Annotated in this window: 17 protein-coding genes; 9 read left to right on the top strand and 8 right to left on the bottom strand. The window is 74.5% G+C overall.

Annotated features, from left to right (window positions below; translation table 11 throughout):
- The first annotated feature begins 37 nt into the window (after window positions 1-37).
- Window positions 38-559 (top strand): GNAT family N-acetyltransferase, encoded by a 522-nt coding sequence (locus tag OG472_RS16740; protein WP_405830030.1) that lies wholly within the window; start codon window positions 38-40, stop codon window positions 557-559.
- 53 nt (window positions 560-612) lie between these two features.
- On the opposite strand, the gene OG472_RS16745 is transcribed toward OG472_RS16740, so the two are convergent.
- Complete coding sequence (locus OG472_RS16745; RefSeq protein ID WP_383568551.1) at window positions 613-1680, bottom strand: RNA polymerase sigma factor; 1068 nt, start codon at window positions 1678-1680, stop codon at window positions 613-615.
- A 247-nt stretch (window positions 1681-1927) separates the two neighbouring features.
- On the opposite strand from OG472_RS16745, the gene OG472_RS16750 reads away from it, so the two are divergent.
- Window positions 1928-2929: a hypothetical protein gene (locus OG472_RS16750; RefSeq protein ID WP_405830031.1), complete on the top strand. Its 1002-nt coding sequence runs from the start codon at window positions 1928-1930 to the stop codon at window positions 2927-2929.
- On the opposite strand, the gene OG472_RS16755 is transcribed toward OG472_RS16750, so the two are convergent.
- The 3 genes from OG472_RS16755 to OG472_RS16765 all read right to left on the bottom strand — a co-directional run bounded on the left by OG472_RS16755 (window position 2926) and on the right by OG472_RS16765 (window position 6694).
- Window positions 2926-5010, bottom strand: coding sequence for a molybdopterin oxidoreductase family protein (locus OG472_RS16755; protein ID WP_405830033.1), 2085 nt, complete (start codon window positions 5008-5010; stop codon window positions 2926-2928). The genes OG472_RS16750 and OG472_RS16755 overlap by 4 nt on opposite strands.
- Before the next feature lie 126 nt (window positions 5011-5136).
- On the bottom strand, window positions 5137-5907 hold the full coding sequence (locus OG472_RS16760; protein WP_405941678.1) for a glucose 1-dehydrogenase: 771 nt from the start codon (window positions 5905-5907) through the stop codon (window positions 5137-5139).
- Between the two features lie 79 nt (window positions 5908-5986).
- Entirely contained in the window at window positions 5987-6694 is a 708-nt protein-coding gene (locus tag OG472_RS16765; protein WP_401601866.1) for a vancomycin high temperature exclusion protein, read from the bottom strand.
- Between the two features lie 412 nt (window positions 6695-7106).
- Between OG472_RS16765 and OG472_RS16770 the strand changes: the two genes are divergently transcribed.
- The 4 genes from OG472_RS16770 (at window position 7107) to dnaG (ending at window position 12509) form a co-directional block, all read left to right on the top strand.
- Window positions 7107-7835, top strand: coding sequence for a sirohydrochlorin chelatase (locus OG472_RS16770; RefSeq protein WP_401601867.1), 729 nt, complete (start codon window positions 7107-7109; stop codon window positions 7833-7835).
- Between the two features lie 37 nt (window positions 7836-7872).
- Window positions 7873-9198, top strand: coding sequence for a deoxyguanosinetriphosphate triphosphohydrolase (locus tag OG472_RS16775; RefSeq protein WP_401601868.1), 1326 nt, complete (start codon window positions 7873-7875; stop codon window positions 9196-9198).
- A 93-nt stretch (window positions 9199-9291) separates the two neighbouring features.
- Window positions 9292-10557: an NAD(P)/FAD-dependent oxidoreductase gene (locus OG472_RS16780; RefSeq protein ID WP_405830036.1), complete on the top strand. Its 1266-nt coding sequence runs from the start codon at window positions 9292-9294 to the stop codon at window positions 10555-10557.
- A gap of 53 nt (window positions 10558-10610) precedes the next feature.
- A complete protein-coding gene (dnaG, locus tag OG472_RS16785) occupies window positions 10611-12509 on the top strand; it encodes a DNA primase (protein ID WP_405830037.1) in 1899 nt (632 codons plus the stop codon).
- Between the two features lie 6 nt (window positions 12510-12515).
- Here dnaG and OG472_RS16790 read toward each other — a convergent pair whose 3' ends face one another.
- Window positions 12516-12977, bottom strand: coding sequence for a gamma-glutamylcyclotransferase family protein (locus tag OG472_RS16790; protein WP_401601874.1), 462 nt, complete (start codon window positions 12975-12977; stop codon window positions 12516-12518).
- A gap of 421 nt (window positions 12978-13398) precedes the next feature.
- Between OG472_RS16790 and OG472_RS16795 the strand changes: the two genes are divergently transcribed.
- Together OG472_RS16795 and OG472_RS16800 are read left to right on the top strand one after the other, a co-directional pair.
- On the top strand, window positions 13399-13941 hold the full coding sequence (locus tag OG472_RS16795) for a hypothetical protein (protein ID WP_401601875.1): 543 nt from the start codon (window positions 13399-13401) through the stop codon (window positions 13939-13941).
- A gap of 130 nt (window positions 13942-14071) precedes the next feature.
- Window positions 14072-14791 carry a class F sortase gene (locus tag OG472_RS16800; protein ID WP_401601877.1) on the top strand — a complete coding sequence of 240 codons (720 nt, stop codon included), beginning with the start codon at window positions 14072-14074 and terminating at the stop codon, window positions 14789-14791.
- Between the two features lie 7 nt (window positions 14792-14798).
- On the opposite strand, the gene OG472_RS16805 is transcribed toward OG472_RS16800, so the two are convergent.
- From OG472_RS16805 to OG472_RS16815, 3 genes are all read right to left on the bottom strand, one after another.
- On the bottom strand, window positions 14799-15575 hold the full coding sequence (locus OG472_RS16805; protein WP_401601879.1) for a sulfite exporter TauE/SafE family protein: 777 nt from the start codon (window positions 15573-15575) through the stop codon (window positions 14799-14801).
- Between the two features lie 36 nt (window positions 15576-15611).
- Window positions 15612-15890 (bottom strand): hypothetical protein, encoded by a 279-nt coding sequence (locus OG472_RS16810; RefSeq protein ID WP_383568301.1) that lies wholly within the window; start codon window positions 15888-15890, stop codon window positions 15612-15614.
- A 104-nt stretch (window positions 15891-15994) separates the two neighbouring features.
- Window positions 15995-17290: a ferric reductase-like transmembrane domain-containing protein gene (locus tag OG472_RS16815; RefSeq protein ID WP_405941679.1), complete on the bottom strand. Its 1296-nt coding sequence runs from the start codon at window positions 17288-17290 to the stop codon at window positions 15995-15997.
- A gap of 157 nt (window positions 17291-17447) precedes the next feature.
- On the opposite strand from OG472_RS16815, the gene OG472_RS16820 reads away from it, so the two are divergent.
- The gene (locus OG472_RS16820; protein ID WP_405830043.1) at window positions 17448-18800 is read left to right on the top strand and encodes an NAD(P)/FAD-dependent oxidoreductase; all 1353 of its coding nucleotides are present in this window, start codon (window positions 17448-17450) and stop codon (window positions 18798-18800) included.

Below are 18800 nucleotides of genomic sequence, written 5' to 3' on the forward strand. Positions count from 1 at the left end.
GGGGTCCGCGGCGCGACGGCGTGGCTAGCATGACGGCATGGCATTGGACGTGGTGATACGCCCGGCCCGGGCGGAGGACGAGCACGAGATCCTGGAGCTGCACCGCTCGGCGTGGTCACGCGTGAGCGAACCCGGCCCCAAGCGCCCACGGGACGCGGCCGTCTTCGACGAGCGCCACCCCGTGGAGAGCTTCCTCGTCGCGGAAGACGGGCGCAGGGTCGTCGGATACATCGCCCAGGCCCCGGCGAGTCCCCTCGCGTCCAATCGGCACGTCCGTCACATCCAGGGACTGGCGGTCCTCGAGTCCACCCGTGGCAGTGGAATCGGGCAGGCCCTCGTCGAGGCCGCCTGCGCCGCCGCCCGGGCCGGGGGTGCCCGCCGCATGACCCTGCGCGTGCTCGGCCACAACGGGCCGGCGCAGCGGCTCTACCGGCGGTGCGGCTTCGCGGTGGTCGGCGTCCTGCCCGAGGAGTTCCTGCTGGACGGGGCCTATGTCGACGACGTCTGGATGAGCCGGAGCCTGTCCGACGGCCACGGCCACGGGCCCGCGCAGGCGTAGCCGGGGAACGGGGCGGGGGCGCCTGGCGGGGCGCCCCCCTTTCCCGTCGGCCGTCAGTCCAGGTAGCCCCTGAGCTGATCGGCGAAGGCGTGGTCGCGGAGCTTGTTGAGGGTCTTCGACTCGATCTGGCGGATCCGTTCGCGGGTCACGCCGAAGATCCGGCCGATCTCCTCCAGGGTCCGCGGCCGCCCGTCGGCGAGCCCGTAGCGGAGCTGGACGACCTTGCGTTCGCGTTCGCCGAGGGTCGACAGGACGGCTTCCAGGTGCTCGCGCAGCAGGAAGAACGCGGCCGATTCCACGGGGGAGGCGGCGTCCCCGTCCTCGATGAGGTCACCGAGGGCGACGTCGTCCTCCTCGCCGACCGGCGCGTGCAGGGAGACCGGTTCCTGGGCGAGGCGGAGCACTTCCATGACCCGCTCGGGGGTCAACTCCAGGTGGACGGCGACCTCTTCGGCGGTGGGCTCGTACCCGCGCTCCTGGAGCATGCGGCGCTGGACGCGCACGACGCGGTTGATCAGCTCGACGACGTGGACGGGGACGCGGATGGTCCGGGCCTGGTCGGCGAGGGCCCGGGACATCGCCTGCCGGATCCACCAGGTGGCGTAGGTGGAGAACTTGTACCCGCGGGCGTAGTCGAATTTCTCGACGGCCCGGATGAGCCCGAGGTTCCCCTCCTGCACGAGGTCGAGCATGGTGAGCCCGCGGCCCACGTAGCGCTTCGCGACGGAGACGACGAGCCGCAGGTTCGACTCGATGAGCCGGCGTTTGGCCATCCGCCCCATGACGACGAGCTTGTCGAGGTCCAGGGCGAGCCGGGAGTCGAGGTCGGGGGTGTTGCCGAGCTTCTCCTCGGCGAACAGCCCGGCTTCGACGCGCCGCGCGAGGTCCACCTCCTCGGCGGCGGTCAGCAGGGGGATCCTGCCTATCTCGCGCAGGTACTGCCGGAACAGATCGGCGGAGGGCCCCGCTCCGCCCCCGCCGTCGCTGTTGCTCCGCCTGCGGGGCGCCGGCACCGGATCGATCGGCTCCAGTACCTCGGGCTCTTCGTCCACGGCCTTGGCCTCCGAGGACTCGCTCACGTTCACGGTCAGGGTCCGGGTCTGCACGGGGGCGACCTCCAGGGCTCCGAGGACGGGGGCACCGCCCTCAGTGTGGGGTACGACACATCGCGGCCACGAGGGGCGTGCGAGCACTTTCTGAGTCCGGTGCGTGACCGGATGGTTACCCCCCGGCGAGAACCCCGATGCGGATCGGACGCATGTCCGAGATGATCGGCCCCACGTCCGAGTACGAAACCCACGTGACGGTGCGCTGCGCGGACGGGGCGGCCCTGGACCGCCTCGACGCCTGGGCCCGGGCGGCGGCTACTTGGAGCACCACCTCGAGCTGCGGCTCCCGGCGGGCTTCGAACACGCGACCCTGGAGTCCCTGGTGACCCCGCACGGCGCCCACCTGTCGTGGAACACCCGCCGCACCCTGCCGGGCGGCGGCCGCGTGCGACGCGCTGGTCGCGGCGCTCGGCTCGGCCGGGTACGGGATGGGACCGGTGCGCAGGACGCGGCCGGGGCCGACCGGAGGCGGCGCCGCCTCGAACTGCCGCGCACCTCCACGGCCGGGCTGGACGCCGCGGGCGCCGGGGAACGGGTCTTCGACCCGGCCCCCAAGCACTTCGCCGACGGCTGCCGGATCGCCGACACGGCGGTGGCTCCCGCGCTGCGCCCCGCCTGGCAGGCCGCCCGCCGGACGGCGCTCGACGTGGCCGCGCGCGGGGTCGCCCGGTCCGGGTGGGCGGACGCGCTGGTGCTGCGCGGCAGCATGCTCATGTCCGGGTGGTTCGGGGCGGCGGCGCGGGAGCCGCACGACCCGGACTTCGTGGTCGTCCCGCAGGACCGGGGGATCGAGGAGCCGCGGACGGGCCGGCTGCTGACGGCCGTCGCGGAGGCGGCCGAGCGGGTCGCCGCCGAGGAGGGCGGGCTGGTGATGCCGGCCGGCGGGGCGGTCTGCGAGGACATCTGGACGTACGAACGCGTGCCCGGCCGCCGCTGGTGCTGCCGGTGGCTCCGGAGCCGGCCGAGGTCGCCGGGGTGCTGCTGCCCGCGGCCGCCCGGGAACTCTCCCTGGCCTGGAAGCCGATGTGGCTGGTCGGGGACCTCTACCCGCAGGGCAAGGACCTGTACGACGCGGTCCTGCTGGCCGAACGGCACCGGTTGCCGAACGCGCTGCTCCAGGAGGTGTTCCGGCAGGCGGGCGAGGCCCCTCAGCCGAACCGGGACGTGGAGCTCCTCGACATCGCGCACATCGCCCGGGGAGGAGGTCTTCCCGGCCCGGCTGGTGGAGGCCCTGCGTCCGACGTTCCCCGACGCGGCCTAGGCCGGCTCCACCCGGACCGCGCACACCTTGAACTCCGGCATCCGGGAGACCGGGTCGAGGGCCGGGTTGGTCAGGGTGTTGGCGCGTCCCTCGCCCGGCCAGTGGAAGGGCATGAAGACCGTGTCCGCGCGGATGGTGTCGGTGATCCGGGCCGGGGCCACCGCGCGGCCTCGGCGGGAGGTCACCGCCAGCGGGCTGCCGTCGACCGCGCCGATGCGGGCGGCCAGGCGCGGGTGGAGTTCCACGAAGGGGCCCGGGGCAGCCGCGTTGAGCTCCTCCACCCGGCGGGTCTGGGCGCCGGACTGGTACTGGGCGACCACGCGCCCGGTGGTGAGCAGCACCGGGTAGTCCGCGTCGGGGACCTCGTCGGCATCGCGGTGGGAGACGGGGACGAAGCGGGCCCGGCCGTCCTCGGTGGCGAAGCGGTCCAGGAAGAGGCGCTCGGTCCCCGCGGAGCCCTCGGGGCAGGGCCAGAAGACGCCCTGTTCGGCCTCGATGCGGGCGTAGGTGATGCCCGAGTAGTCCGCCGGACCGCCGGCGGAGGCCAGGCGCAGTTCCTCGAAGACCTCCTCGGGGGAGGTCGGGAAGCCCTTCTCGATGCCCATGCGGGCGGCGAGTCCGTGGAGCACGTCCAGGTCGCTGCGGACGCCCGCGGGCGGGGTCAGGGCGCGGCGGCGGAGCAGGACGCGGCCTTCGAGGTTGGTGGTGGTGCCGGTCTCCTCGGCCCACTGGGTGACCGGGAGGACCACGTCGGCGAGGGCCGCGGTCTCGGAGAGGACGACGTCGGCGACCGCGAGGAAGTCCAGGGAGCGGATGCGGTCCTCGATGTGGGAGGCGTGGGGGGCCGAGACCACCGGGTTGGAGCCCATCAGGAGCAGGGCCCGGACGTCCGTGCCGAGGGCGTCGAGGAGTTCGTAGGCGCTGCGGCCGGGGCCGGGGAGGTCGTCGGGGTCGACGCCCCAGACCTCCGCCACGTGCGCGCGGGCCGCGGGGTCGGTCAGCTTGCGGTAGCCGGGGAGCTGGTCGGCCTTCTGGCCGTGTTCGCGGCCGCCCTGGCCGTTGCCCTGCCCGGTGAGGCAGCCGTAGCCGGAGAGCGGGCGGCCGGCCCGGCCGGTGGCCAGGCAGAGGTTGATCCAGGCGCCGACGGTGTCGGTGCCCTTGGACTGCTGCTCCGGGCCGCGGGCGGTGAGGACCATGGCGGATTCCGGGGCGCAGAACATCTCGGCCGCCGCGCGGAGCTTGGGGACGGGTACGCCGGTGATGCGTTCGACCAGTTCCGGCCAGTGGGCCATGGCGGCCGCCCGGGCCTCCTCCCAGCCGGTGGTGCGCCCGGCGATGAACTCCTCGTCGGTACGGCCTTCGGCGACCACCAGGTGCAGCAGGCCCAGGGCCAGTGCGAGGTCGGTTCCCGGGCGCGGGGCCAGGTGCAGGTCGGCCTGTTCGGCGGTGCGGGTGCGGCGCGGGTCGATGACGATGAGGGTCCCGCCGTTGGCCTTGAGCTCGGTGAGGTAGCGCAGGGCGGGCGGCATGGTCTCGGCCAGGTTCGAGCCGACGAGGATCACGCAGCCGGTGCGCGGGATGTCCTCCAGCGGGAAGGGCAGCCCTCGGTCGAGCCCGAAGGCCCGCTGGTGCGCGGCGGCGGCCGAGGACATGCAGAACCGGCCGTTGTAGTCGATCTGCGAGGTGCGCAGGGCGACCCGGGCGAACTTGCCGAGCGCGTACGCCTTCTCGTTGGTGAGCCCGCCGCCGCCGAAGACCCCGACCGCGTCCGGGCCGTACGCGCGGCCCGTGCGGGCGAGGCCCTCGGCGACGGCGTCGAGGGCCTCCTCCCAGGTGGCCGGCTCCAGCTGCCCGGCGTGGGTGCGGACGAGCGGCTGGGTCAGGCGCACCCGGGAGGAGAGCAGGGCGGGGGCGGTGCGGCCCTTGCCGCACAGCGCGCCCCGGTTCACGGGGAAGTCGGCACGTTCCTCGACCGTCACGCCCGCGCCGCCCGGCTCGGGGCGCAGGTTCATCCCGCACTGCAGCGCGCAGTACGGGCAGTGCGTGGCGGTGGCGGGGGTGGCGGCGTCCGGCGTGTGCATGACGCCAGCGTGAGTCGGCGGTGTTACGCCGGCCGCCGCCCCGCGTTACGAGTCGGGGTGCTCTGCCTCAGCGGCCCGGACCGGCCGCGGTGAGGACCGGCGGGGCCCTGCCACCGGCTCACCGGCTCACTGGCCGGTGAGGTGCTTCACCGTCAGGCCCGCCGTCCAGCCGCCGTCGACGGCGAGCTCGGCGCCCGTCATGTAGGCCGCGGCGTCCGAGAGCAGGAAGGCGACCGCGGCGGCGATCTCCTCGGGCGCGCCGACGCGGCCCATCGGGGCGCCGGGGTAGTTGCCCTCGCCGGCCTGGATGCCGATGGGGGCGGTCATCGGGGTCAGCGTCATGCCGGGGTGCACCGAGTTCACGCGGATCCCGGCCTCGGCCAGTTCGACCGCCCCGATCTTCGACAGGCCGCGCACGCCCCACTTGGAGGCTCCGTAGCCGGCGGTGAGGGCGAGGCCGGTCAGGCCTGCGGCGGAGGAGATGTTGACGATGGAGCCGCCGCCGTTCGCGCGCAGCAGCGGGACGGCCGTCTTGATGCCGATGAACACGCCGACCAGGTTGATCTCCACGACCCGGCGGAAGTGCTCGACGCTCTCGTGCTCCAGGAACTGGCCGGCGGCGATGCCCGCGTTGTTCACCAGGCCGTCCACGCGGCCGAACTCGGCGACCGCGTACTCCAGCGCCGCCTGCCAGTCCGCCTCGCTGGTCACGTCGTGCCGCAGGAACCGCGCCGCGCCGCCGAGCTTCGCGGCCGTCGCGGCGCCCTCCGCCTCCAGCACGTCGGTGATCAGCACCCGGCCGCCGCCGTCCACGACGGCCTGCGCGGCCGCGGCGCCCAGGCCGCGGGCCCCACCGGTGATGACGACGACCCTGTCGCGCAGATCCACAACAGCCACGGTTCCACACCCCTGATGCTCGTACGGACGGACCGGACCGGCTCCCGTATATGACTATTCGAAATAGCCGGTGCGCGCGTCAGTCTGCCAGAGCGGCCAGGGCCCTCGACACCCCCTGCTCCTTCGGTCCGAGGAACCGCGGGGCGGGCTTGAAGGCCGCGTCCAGCGCCGCCTTGCCGGCCGCGAAGACCTCGCGGGTCTCGCCGTAGTACCAGGTGGCGTCGTGCACGTCGGCCACTCCGACGCCGTACGAGTCCAGGCCCGCCGCCTGGCAGAGCGCGACGGCCCGGCGGATGTGGAAGCCCTGGGTGACCAGCACGGCCCGCTCGACCCCGAAGATCTCCTTGGCCCGCACGCAGGAGTCCCAGGTGTCGAAGCCCGCGTAGTCGCTGACGATCTGGGTGTCCGGCACCCCCTTCGCCGTGAGGTAGGTCCGCATCGCGTTCGGCTCGTCGTACTCGGTGCGGCTGTTGTCCCCGGTGACCAGTACGACCTTGACCTTGCCGGTGCGGTACAGCTCGGCGGCGGCGTCGAGCCGGTCGGCCAGGTAGGGGGTGGGCCGGGTCCCCAGCAGGCCGGCCCCGAACACCACGGCGACCTCGGACGCCGGCGCGTCGGCCGTGGTGCGCAGCCGGTCGGCGGCCACCGCGTGCATCCACGCCGAGGGCAGCAGCGCCAGCACGCAGCCCGCCATGACGGCCTGCACCGCCAGCCTCCGGGTCCGTACGGTGCGCAGCGCGGCCGCCGTCCGGCTCCACGTGACTCTCGGCAGGCGCGGTCCGCGCATCATCCATCCCCTGGTGTCTCGACTGCTGGTCCCCTGGTCAGGACGCTGCGGGGGGCCGCTTGGTTCACCCGGGCCAACCGGCGCATGCGGCTGCGGCCCGTTGGCCGGGGCGCGTCCGGGCCCCGGACGACGGCCGGCGCGGCCCCGGCGCCGGCCCTCCAGGCTCCCGCGGCGAGGGCCTGCGCGGGCGCCCGACAGCCGCACGGCCGGGCCTGTGAGCACCCGGCAAACACCCGTCACCCCCGCGCAACGCACCGGCAATGTCCGGCGCGCAGGATCGGTTCATGACGGAGCCGGTGCACCCTCCCGAATTCCCCGCCCTCCCCTTCGACAGTGCGGCCGAGCTCCTCGGCCGCATCACCCTCCAGCTGGGCACGCAGCTCAGCGGCCTGCGCCGACCCGGAGTCCGCCCATGCAGCCCACCCTCGTCGCCGTGGCCCACGGCAGCCGTGACCCGCGCGCCCTGCACACCGCCCTCGCCCTCCTCGAACGGGTCCGCGAACTCCGTCCCCGCCTCGACGTCCGGCTCGGCCACGTCGAACTGAACGAGCCGCTGCTCGACTCCGTCCTCGGGGAGCTGCAGGGCGCGGCGGTGCTGGTCCCCCTGCTGCTCGGCCGGGGGTACCACGTCAAGCGCGACCTGCCCGCGGCCGCCGCCGCGGCCGCGCACCTGCGCACCCGGATCGCCGCCCCGCTGGGCCCGCATCCGCTGCTCGTCGAGGCCCTGTACGAACGGCTCGTGGAGGCCGGCTGGACCGCCGGCACGGCCGTCGTGCTCGCCGCCGCCGGTTCCCGCGACCCCGACTCGGCGGCCGACACCCGACGCACCGCCGCCATGCTCGCCGAACGCCTCGGCGGTGTCCCGGTGGTCCCCGCCTACGCCTCCGCCGCCGCCCCGAGCGCACCCGAGGCGGTCCGGGCCCTGGCCGCCCGCGGCCACCACCGGACGGCCGTGGCCTCGTACTTCGCCGCTCCCGGCCGGTTCGCCGCGCAGACCGCCGCCGCGGCGCCCGCGCTCGCCGCCGCCCCGCTGGGCGACCACCCGGCCCTGGCCCGTCTGTTGCTGCGCCGCTACGACGAGGCCTGCGCCCGGCCCGCGCGGCCCGCCCTGCCCGTGCGGCCGGAACTCGTCTCCGCCTGATCCCGGTTTGTCAGTCATTCCGGTTACCGTCTCTTCCATGGAAGGCACCGCGCACGCCCCCGCAGACGACCACGACGACCTCTACGACGCCTCCGACACCGAGCGCTGGGCCGCCGAGCCCGACAAACGGCCCGGCCGGACCGCCTTCCAGCGCGACCGCGCCCGTGTGCTGCACTCCGCCGCGCTGCGCCGCCTCGCCGGGAAGACCCAGGTCGTCACCCCCGGCACCCGCTCGTACGACTGGGACGCGAGTCCCCGCACCCGCCTCACCCACTCCCTGGAGTGCGCCCAGGTCGGGCGGGAGCTCGGCGCCGCGCTCGGCTGCGACCCCGATCTGGTCGAGGCCGCCTGCCTCTCGCACGACATGGGCCACCCGCCCTTCGGCCACAACGGCGAGGAGGCGCTCAACGAGTTCGCCAAGGACTGCGGGGGCTTCGAGGGCAACGCGCAGTCGCTGCGCCTGCTGACCCGGCTGGAGCCCAAGCGGTTCGTGCCCGACCCCGCGAGCGGCGAGCTCGTCAGCGTCGGCCTCAACCTCACCCGGGCCTGCCTGGACGCCGCCACCAAGTACCCGTGGGCCCGCGGGGACCACCCCACCGACCCCGGCTCGGTGAAGTTCGGCGCGTACGAGGACGACCTGCCGGTCTTCGCGTGGCTGCGCCGCGGCGCGCCCGCGGACCGCAAGTGCTTCGAGGCGCAGGTCATGGACTGGGCGGACGACGTCGCGTACTCCGTCCACGACTTCGAGGACGGCCTGCACGCCGGCCACCTCGACCCCAACCTCCTCTTCTCTGAGCCCGAGCGCACCGCGATCTGGCGGGTCGCCATCGGCCGCTACGTGCCCGCCGACACCGAGCCGGAGGAGCTGCGGGCCGCCCTCGACCGGCTGATGGAGGAGGAGTGGTGGCCGCACGGGTACGACGGTTCGGCCGTCGCCCAGGCCCGGCTGAAGGATGCGACGAGCCAGCTGATCGGCCGTTTCTGCCTGGCCGCCGAGGGCGCCACCCGTGAGGCGTACGGTTCCGGCCGCCTCACCCGCTACGGTGCCGAACTGGTGGTCCCGCGCGAGGCGCGCAACGAGTGCGCGGTGCTCAAGGCGGTCGCCGACCTGTACGTCATGCAGCGCGACGAGCAGGAGCGGATCCGCGCCGACCAGCGCATCGTCCTGGCCGAACTCGCGGAGGCGGTCAGCGCCCGGGCCCCCGAAGGGCTGGACCCGCAGTTCCGGGCGATCTTCGACGCGGCCCCGGACGACAGGGCGAGGAAACGGGCGGTCATCGACCAGATCGCGTGTCTCACCGACGCATCCGCCCGTTCCCTGCACGCACGTCTCACGCGGCGCACCCGACGCGCCGAAGGGTGAGCCGATCGAGCCACTCCCCCTTCACGCGGCAGGCTCAGTGCGGGACGCTCGCATGTGGTCGCATGTGGCGGAGAGGTTATGAGGAGGCATCAGGTGGTCGACGCACACCGGACATTCGTCATCGTCGGCGCAGGGCTCGCCGGAGCGAAGGCGGCCGAAACGCTGAGGTCCGAGGGGTTCACGGGGCGGGTGATCCTGATCGGCGACGAGCGCGACCATCCGTACGAACGGCCCCCGCTGTCCAAGGGCTACCTGATGGGCAAGGAGGACCGCGAGAGCGTCTTCGTCCACGAGCCGTCCTGGTACGCGGCCGCCGACGTCGAGCTGCACCTCGGCCAGCCGGCGGTCCAGCTCGACCGGGACGCCAAGAAGGTGGTCCTCGGTGACGGCACGGTCCTGCACTACGACAAGCTGCTGCTGGCCACCGGCGCCGAGCCGCGCCGCCTGGACATCCCCGGCACGGGTCTCGCCGGGGTGCACCACCTGCGGCGCCTCGCGCACGCCGAGCGGCTGAAGGGGGTCCTCGCCGGACTGGGCCGGGACAACGGCCACCTGCTCATCGCGGGCGCCGGATGGATCGGCCTGGAGGTCGCCGCCGCGGCCCGCGGGTACGGCGCGGAGGTCACCGTGATCGAGCCGGAGGCCACGCCGCTGCACGCGGTGCTGGGCCCGGAGATCGGCCGGCTCTTCGGTGACCTGCACGCCGATCACGGGGTGCGGTTCCACTTCGGGTCGCGGCTGACGGAGATCGTGGGCCACGACGGCATGGTGCTGGCGGCCCGTACGGACGACGGGGAGGAACACCCGGCGCACGCGGTGCTCGCCGCGATCGGGGCCGCGCCGCGGACCGCGCTCGCCGAGACCTCCGGGCTGGCCCTGGTCGACCGGGAGCACGGCGGCGGGATCGCCGTGGACGAGTCCCTGCGCACCTCCGACCCGGACATCTACGCGGTCGGGGACGTGGCCGCCGCCCACCACCCGGTGCTCGGGACCCGGCTGCGGGTCGAGCACTGGGCCAACGCGCTGAACGGCGGCCCGGCCGCCGCGCGGGCGATGCTGGGCCACGATGTCAGCTACGACCGGGTGCCGTACTTCTTCTCGGACCAGTACGACGTGGGTCTGGAGTACTCGGGGTACGCGCCGCCCGGCGGCTACGACCAGGTGCTGATCCGCGGCGACGCGGGCAAGCGGGAGTTCATCGCCTTCTGGCTGTCCGAGGGGCGGGTGCTGGCCGGGATGAACGTGAACGTGTGGGACGTCGCCGACCAGATCCAGGCCCTGATCAGGTCGAAGGCGCCGGTGGACCGGGAGGCCCTCGCAGACCCGTCGGTTCCGCTCTCCTCGCTGATGGGAGGGTAGGGGCCGCCCGGGGGGCTGACGGGATTGCCGGCGCCCGGCCGTAGACTTCACGGGTGGCTGGACGGATCAACGACGACGACGTGAAGGCGGTACGGGACGCGGTCCCGATCGACGCCGTGGTCTCCGAGTACCTCCAGCTGCGCAACGCGGGCGGCGGCAACCTCAAGGGCCTCTGCCCCTTCCACGACGAGAAGTCCCCGTCCTTCCAGGTCAGCCCCAGCAAGGGCCTCTACCACTGCTTCGGCTGCCAGGCGGGCGGGGACACCCTCGACTTCGTCATGAAGATCGACCACCTCTCCTTCTCGGAGGCCGTCGAGCGCCTGGCCGGCCTGGCCGGCATCACCCTGCGGTACGAGGAGGGCGGCTACACCTCCGGCACCAGCGGCCGCGGTGACCGCATCCGGCTGGTCGAGGCGCACAAGGCCGCCGCCCAGTTCTACGTCGACCAGCTCGGCGGCCCCGAGGCGGAGATCGGCCGCAGGTTCCTCGCGGAGCGCGGCTTCGACCAGGCCGCGGCCACGCACTTCAGCGTGGGCTACAGCCCGGCCGGCTGGGACCACCTGACCCGCTTCCTGCGCGGCAAGGGCTTCACCGACAAGGAACTGATCACCTCCGGGCTCGCCCAGGACAGCCGCAGCGGCAAGCCCATCGACCGCTTCCGCGGCCGGCTGATGTGGCCGATCCGCGACATCAGCGGCGAGGTGGTCGGCTTCGGCGCCCGCAAGCTGCGCGACGACGACAACGGCCCGAAGTACCTGAACACGCCGGAGACGGCGATCTACAAGAAGTCCCAGGTCCTCTACGGCATCGACCTGGCGAAGAAGGAGATCGCGAAGACCTCGCGGGCCGTGGTGGTCGAGGGCTACACGGACGTGATGGCCTGCCACATGGCCGGGGTCACCACCGCGATCGCCACCTGTGGCACCGCCTTCGGCGGGGACCACATCAAGATCCTGCGCCGGCTGCTGATGGACAACGCCACCGCCGAGGTGATCTTCACCTTCGACGGCGACGCGGCGGGCCAGAAGGCGGCGCTGCGCGCCTTCGAGGACGACCAGAAGTTCGCCGCGGAGACCTCGATCACCATCGCCCCCGGCGGGATGGACCCCTGCGACCTGCGCCTCGCGCAGGGGGACGCGGCCGTGGCCGGCCTGGTGGAGGCCCGGACGCCGCTGTTCGAGTTCGCCCTGCGGCACATCGTGTCCCGGCACAACCTGGAGAACCCGGCGGGGCGGGCGGCCGCGCTGGCCGAGGCCGCGCCGGTCGTCGCGAGCATCAAGGACCTCTCGATCCAGCACGAGTCGGCGGTCCAGCTGGCGGGCATGCTGGGCATCCTCGACGAGCCGTTCGTCGTCAAGCGGGTCGCGCAGCTGGCGCGGTGGGCCCGGGAGCGCGGCAACCAGCCGCAGCAGCAGGGCCGGAGCCGCCCGCAGGAGGCCGCCCCCGCCACGCCGCCGCCGGTCGGTGGCGGACCCGCCCTGAACCTGCGCAGCCCCGCCCACCGCACCGAGCGGGAACTGCTCAAGCTGGCCCTCCAGCGGCCTGCGCTGGTCTCCCCCGCGTTCGACGCGTACGGGATCGACGAGTTCACCGCCCCGCCCTACGCCGCGGTCCGCCGGGCCATCCAGGACGCGGGCGGCGCCTCGCACGCCGCCGATGACTACCTGGCCCGGGTCCGCGACGCCGCCCCGAACGACACCGTCCGCGCGATGGTCACGGAGCTGGCGGTGGAGGCCATCCACGCCAAGACGGTGGACGAGGTCTACGCCGGGGTCCAGCTGGTCCAGGTCCGCCTGCGCGCCGTCGACCGCCGGGTCCTCGAGATCCAGGGCGCCATGACCCGCCTGAGCCCGCAGGCCCCGCCGGAGCAGCACGCGGCGGTCCAGGAGGAGCTGTGGGTGCTCCAGCAGTACGGCCAGCGGCTGCGCAACCGCGGCGCCGAAGGCCTCTGACCGGGGCTACGTCGCGGACGCGCCCCGGCGCCCGAACCAGTCGCCGCCGGGTATCTCGGTCCCCGACTCCCGCAGGTCGCGGGCGAGCAGCGGGGCCGCCAGATAGACCCAGGCCCGCACCGGGGTGCCGTCGGGGCGCAGGGCCGGGCGGGCGATCCGGTCGTAGACGTTCCCCGGGCGGCCCGGGCCGCCGTACTCCTCCAGCAGGTCCAGCGCGGCCAGCAGTTCCCCGTACGCGCCCGGGGCCGCCGTGATCAGCTCGCCGACGACGGCCGAGCCGGGCCGGTGGACCGCGTACGGGTATCCGGGGCCGTCGTAGAGCACCGCGTCCGGGAGGGTGGCGGGCTCCTCGGAGGCCGTGCGGCCGCGCAGGAACAGGCCGTGGTTGACCTCGCCGGGGCGCAGGGTCCCGTAGACGAAGAACGGGAGCGGGGCGGTCGGGTCTTGTGGCCGTTCGACCGGTGTCACGGGGCCTCCCTCGGGGTAGGGCGCAGTGTCCGCCGGCCGGGCCGAAGGTCCCGGCTTCGCTGCGCACCACCACCGTACGCACCGCTGTTGCACGACCTCCCGGTGCCCGTGACCCGTGCCGTCCAGCGCCGGCCTCCGCCCCCTCCCACCTCACGGTTCTGCGTCCACGACGGCTTCGTCCCGCCGCCCGCCCGCCGCCCTCCTGTGCGCATGCGCACCCGCCGTCGGCGGCTGCGCCGCGCCCGGCGGGAGTCACCCGGACGGCGCGGACGCCCCGGATGGCCGCATCACCCGCCTTGAGCTGCGGATACGGCTCGCGCAGGGACCGCGTACGGGCACACCTGACGGGACATCAGCAGGCGCGCGGCGGGCGGCCCGGGTTATCTCGGAAGCACGACCCCGTGTCTTCAGGAGAGTCCCGATGCGCCGACGTACCGCACACGTGCTGACCGCGACCGCGCTGACCGCCGCCGCGTTCACCGGGCCGGTCGCCGGCGCGGTCGCCGCCGTGGACCTCGGCATGGTGGGTTTCGCGCCCGGGGACTTCGCCCCGCTGGAGGTGTGGCCCAAGTCCGCCTCCCCCGGCGCCACCGTCACCGTGAACACCACCGCCTGCGGCTCCGGCAGCCACGCCGAGGGCGATGCCACCACGGTCGGCGGCGGCCGGTTCAAGCTGGTCCCGGGCACCCACAAGGAGGTGGTCGTGGGGCAGTTCCAGGTGGCCCACGGCACCCGGCCCGGCTCCTACGCCATCGGCGCGACCTGCGCGAACGGCAAGTTCGCCACCGGCGACCTGGTCGTCACCGAACGCGGCCCGCAGGGCCACGTCCACACCGGGGTGGGCGGTGGCACGACCACCACCACGAACCCCGCCAAGATCGCGGTGGGGGCGGCCGTACTGGCCGCCGCCGCCGTCGGCGGTACCTGGCTCCTGCGTCGCCGGGCGAGCGGCACGCGGAGCTGACGGACGCCCACCGCGGCTCCGGCCGCGGTCCGACCGGTACCGTCCCCCGTCGCCCGCCCCGCGAGGTCCCCCCCGTTCGCGGGGCCGGGCGACGGCCAGTCACCCCGAAACGAAAGCCGAGGGGGTACGCATGGGTGGCGAATTCGGTGGTGTCCGGGGCCGCGACCGGCAGCCCTGGCCCCCGCCCGGCGACCGCCCCGGAGCAGGTGCGCGGCCCCCGGCCCGGGCCGTCCGCACCCCGACCGCCCGCCACGGGGGACTCGTCGCGCTCGCCGCCTGCATCGGCATCTGGCTCGTCACCAGCGGTTCCCGGGAGCCGGTCGGGCCGCCGCTGCCCTCCCCCGCCGAGGCCCTGACCGCCGCCGGAGTCGTGGGTCCGGGCATCGCCCCGCTCCCCGGCTCCCCGCCCGGCCGGATCCGGATCCCGTCCATCCGGGTCGACGCCCCGCTGACCGGACTGGGCCTGGAGCGGGACGGCAGCCTCGAAGTACCCCCGCCGGACCGCCGCGACCTGGCCGGCTGGTACCGCGAGGGCACCACCCCGGGCGCCACCGGCACGGCCGTCATCGCCGGGCACGTGGACGACGCCGCCGGGCCGGGGGTCTTCTACCACCTGGGCGCGCTGCACCGGGGGGCCGCGATCGAGATCCCGCGCGCGGACGGGCGTACGGCCGTGTTCACGGTCCACGCGGTCGAGGTCTACGACGCCAAGGCCTTCCCCGACACCCGTGTGTACGGCCCCTCGGCGCGGGCCGAGCTGCGGGTGATCACCTGCGGCGGCGGCTTCTCGCCGCGCACGGGCTACCGCGGCAACGTGGTCGTCTTCGCGCACCTCACCGGGACGTACTGAGCACCGGTCATCCCCACTGCTCGATGCCGAGCTTGACCACCAGCGCGCCCACCACCGTCAGCAGCACCCCGCGGACGAAGCCGCTGCCCTTCTTGAGCGCCATCCGGGCGCCGATCATGCCCCCGGCCAGGTTGAAGACCGCCATGAGCGCGGCCAGCTGCCACAGCACCATGCCCTGGTAGGCGAACATCGCGAGCGCCCCCGCGTTGGTGCAGCAGTTGACGATCTTGGCGGTCGCGGAGGCGGTGACCAGGTCGAGGTGGAGCAGCGCCGTGAGCGCGAGCACCAGGAAGGTGCCGGTGCCGGGTCCGATCAGGCCGTCGTAGAAGCCGATGCCGAGGCCGGCGAGCCCGATGGCGAGCAGCACCCGCTGCCGGCTGACGGGCGCGGTCGAGGGGGCGGTGCCGAAGCCCGGTTTGAAGATCACGACGCCCGCGACGATCACGAGCACGCCCATGATCAGTGGCCGGAGCGCGTCCTTGCTGATGCCGCCGGCGAGCGCGGCCCCGCCCATCGAGCCGGCGAGCGCGGCCAGGCCGATGCGGACGGCGAGCTTCACGTCCACCGGGGCCTTGCGGACGTAGGTGACCGCCGCGCCCGCCGTGCCGACGATGGCCACGGCCTTGTTGGTGCCGAGGACGGTGGCGGGGTGGGCGTTCGGCAGGCCGAGCAGGAGCGCGGGCAGGAGCAGCAGGCCGCCGCCGCCCACCACGGCGTCGATCCAGCCGGCCGCCGCCGCGGCCACGCACAGGACGATGATCATGGTCGTTGATATGTCAGGCACGAGATGACCCTATGGAGCTGTCAGGTGCAGGGGCCATCAATCCCCGGAAACTTGCGCAAAGGTTGAGCTTTGCCGGGCCGGCACCCGGTCCGGGGCCACCGGAGCCGCCGGGTCCACCGCCGCCGTGAGCACGGTCGCGGCCAGCACACTGGCCGCCCCCAGCCCCACCGCCAGCCGCCGCGCGGGAGGTACGGAGGCCAGTGCGGCCAGCCCGGCCCGCACCACCGAGGGCGTACGGGGCTTGCGGTGCCGGGCCGCGGCCGGGGCCTTGGCCCCGACGGGTACGGACAGGGCGACGTGCAGCGGGTGACGCATGGGGCGGTGACTCCTCGGGGAACGCCGGACGGAAGGGAAAGCCCCGGATCAGAAGCCGGATCAGAAGCAGATCAGGACCGGTCCGGAACCGGATCGGAACCGGATCAGAGGCTGAAGCACTCGGAATGGATGCGTCCGGCCGGCACCCCGGCCCGCAGCAGGGCCGCCCGGGTCGCCTCGGCCATCCCCGGCGGCCCGCACAGGTACACGTCGTGCTCGGTCAGGTCCGGCACCAGCGAGGCCAGCGCCTGCGGAGCCAGCGGATCGTACGCCGCGCCCGACGGCCCCAGCAGGTAGTGCAGCCCGGCCTGCCTTTCGGCGGCGATGCTCTCCAGCTCGCCGCGCAGGACGAGGTGCTCCTCGGCCCCGGCCCGGTAGAGCAGGGTGATGTCCCCGGGACCCCCCGGCAGCGTCTCGAACAGCGCCCGCATCGGGGTGATCCCGACCCCGCCCGCGATCAGCAGCACCTTGGGCCGGGTCCGCCGGGCGGCGGTGAGCGCCCCGAACGGCCCGGTGGCGAGGACCCGCGTGCCGGGGCGCAGCCGGCGGATCCGGCGCGAGTGGCCGCCGAGCCCCTTGACGGTGATCCGCAGGGCGTTCCCCCGGACCGGCGCGGACAGCGAGAACGGCAGGGCGGTGTGCCACAGCCGCCGCTGGAGGAATCGCCAGCGCAGGAACTGGCCCGGCTCCGCGCGCAGTTCCGCGAGGTGCTCCCCGTACATCACGACGGAGACCACCCCGGGCCCCTCCACCCGCACGTCCGCGACCCGCAGCGCGTGGCGCAGGGCCTGCCGTACGGGGACCACCGCGCGGTACCAGACCAGCAGGACGGCGACGGCGGTGTGCGCGAGCGCCCAGAACCAGGCGGCCGCGGCGAGATCGGGCCCGGCGAGCTGGTGGCCGAAGGCGAGGGCGGCCGCGAGATAGACCAGCAGGTGCACCCCGCGCCAGGTTTCGTGCGGCACCCGGCGGCGTACCGCCCGGGCGGAGGTCACACCGACCGCGGCCAGGAGGACGGTCCCGGCCGCGGCGGCGGCGAGCGCGGGGTAGCCGAGCAGCTCCCGGACGGCGGAGACCACGTCGACACCCTCGTGCACGGCGTATCCGAGCAGGGCGAAGAGCCCGTGCCCGAAGCAGAGGAGGAGCACGTACCGGCCGCCGAAGGCGTGCCAGCGGGCGAGCCGGTCGGCGCCGACCCCGTGCTCGACGGCGGGCACCCGGGCCATCAGGAACAGCAGCACGAGCACCCCGTAGCCGGCGAGCAGACCGGTCAGGTGCGCGGCGGTCGCGAACAGCGCGTCGGGCCGGGCCGAGGGCCGCACCTGCGCCGCCCAGAGCAGGGTCACCACCCCCGCACCGGCCAGCATCCCGCCCCTCACCCGCACCACCGCATTCCGCATACGGATCACGCTAAGGCCGCAGGTGGCGGCCCTGATGACCCTTAAGGCGGCCTTGAGGAAGGCCTCACCGACCCTTAACCCCGGCGCTGAGGTCGGCGTTCCGTCCGGGTAACAGCGGCGATGCGGAGGGGAAACAGCGGCCGCGCACGCTCGTGCCATGACCTCGAATCAGCGTGTGGTGGTGATCGGCGGCGGCCTCGCGGGCCTGCGACTGGCCGCGCGCCTGACCGGTGCGGCGGCGGTGACCGTCCTCGGCGAGGAGCCGCACGCCCCCTACAACCGGGTCCTGCTCGCGGAGGTCCTCGCCGGCCGCTACGCACCGGAGGTCACCGCCCTCCCGGCGCCCGGCCCGGCACTGCGCCGGGGCGTCCGCGCGGTACGGATCGACCGCACCGACCGGACCGTGCTGTGCGACGACGGCACCGTGGCGGAATACGACACGCTGGTCCTGGCCACGGGCTCGAACGCGGTGCTCCCGCCGCTGCGCGGGCTGTTCGAGCCCGAAGGCCGGGAGCTCCCGGACGGGGTCCACGCGTTCCGCACGATGGACGACTGCCTGGCCCTCTCGGCGGCCGTACGCCCCGGGGTGCGGGTGGTGGTGATCGGCGGGGGCCTGCTGGGCGTCTCCGCGGCCCGTGCGCTCGCCGCGCGGGGGGCGGTGGTGGTCCTGGCCCAGCAGGGCGAGCGCCTGATGGAACGCCAGCTGGACGCCGACTCCTCCGCCCTGCTGGCCACGCACCTGACCGACCTCGGCGTGGAGATCCACACGGAATGCCGGGTCCGCGGTCTGCTCACGACGGGGTCGCCCGCGGCTCCGCTGCCGGGGCTCCGCCCCGGACCCCGCGCCTCAATCGCCGGCGGGGCTGATTCTTCAGCCCGTCCGGCGTTTGAGGACCGGGTCCGGGCGGAGCCCGCGAAACTGCGGGGCGGAACGGAAACTCCGCGCAAGGTCACCGGGGTCGAGCTCGCCGACGGCTACCGGCTGGAGGCCGATCTCGTCGTGCTCGCCTGCGGCGTACGCCCCCGCACGGGCCTCGCCAAGGCCGCCGGCCTCGACGTCCGCACCGGCATCGTGGTCGACGACCACCTCCGCACCAGCGACCCCCGCATCCACGCCATCGGCGACTGCGCCGAGCACGCCGGCCAGGTGTACGGCCTGGCGGGCGCCGCCCTGGAGCAGGCCGACGCCCTCGCCGCGGTCCTCAACGGAACCCCCGCGCGCTACACCGGCACCCGCGCCCTCACCCGCCTCACCCTCGGCGGCGCCGAGAACGGCTCCCTTGACCTCGCCGCCTTCGGCGAGACCACCCCCCGCCCCGGAGACGACGTGGTCCGCCTCGCCGACGCCACTCGCGGGACCTACCGGAAGGTCGTCGTCCGCGACGACCGGCTCGTCGGCGGGGTGCTGCTCGGCGAGCTCTCCACCGTGGGCGCCCTCGCCCGCACCTGGGAGGGCGACGAGTCCCCGCACGACCTGTTCCACCTGCTCACCGACGACGGAGGCCACTGA

It is taken from the genome of Streptomyces sp. NBC_00207 (assembly GCF_045160965.1).
Taxonomy (GTDB): domain Bacteria; phylum Actinomycetota; class Actinomycetes; order Streptomycetales; family Streptomycetaceae; genus Streptomyces.

Bases quoted from the DNA above. Each gene is read 5' to 3' on its own strand.
- OG472_RS16755 (WP_405830033.1), bottom strand. From the start codon at position 5,010: ATGCACACGCCGGACGCCGCCACCCCCGCCACCGCCACGCACTGCCCG.
- OG472_RS16740 (WP_405830030.1), top strand. From the start codon at position 38: ATGGCATTGGACGTGGTGATACGCCCGGCCCGGGCGGAGGACGAGCAC.
- OG472_RS16770 (WP_401601867.1), top strand. From the start codon at position 7,107: ATGCAGCCCACCCTCGTCGCCGTGGCCCACGGCAGCCGTGACCCGCGC.
- OG472_RS16800 (WP_401601877.1), top strand. From the start codon at position 14,072: ATGGGTGGCGAATTCGGTGGTGTCCGGGGCCGCGACCGGCAGCCCTGG.
- OG472_RS16810 (WP_383568301.1), bottom strand. From the start codon at position 15,890: ATGCGTCACCCGCTGCACGTCGCCCTGTCCGTACCCGTCGGGGCCAAG.
- OG472_RS16775 (WP_401601868.1), top strand. From the start codon at position 7,873: ATGGAAGGCACCGCGCACGCCCCCGCAGACGACCACGACGACCTCTAC.
- OG472_RS16795 (WP_401601875.1), top strand. From the start codon at position 13,399: ATGCGCCGACGTACCGCACACGTGCTGACCGCGACCGCGCTGACCGCC.
- OG472_RS16765 (WP_401601866.1), bottom strand. From the start codon at position 6,694: ATGCGCGGACCGCGCCTGCCGAGAGTCACGTGGAGCCGGACGGCGGCC.
- OG472_RS16815 (WP_405941679.1), bottom strand. From the start codon at position 17,290: ATGCGGAATGCGGTGGTGCGGGTGAGGGGCGGGATGCTGGCCGGTGCG.
- OG472_RS16820 (WP_405830043.1), top strand. From the start codon at position 17,448: ATGACCTCGAATCAGCGTGTGGTGGTGATCGGCGGCGGCCTCGCGGGC.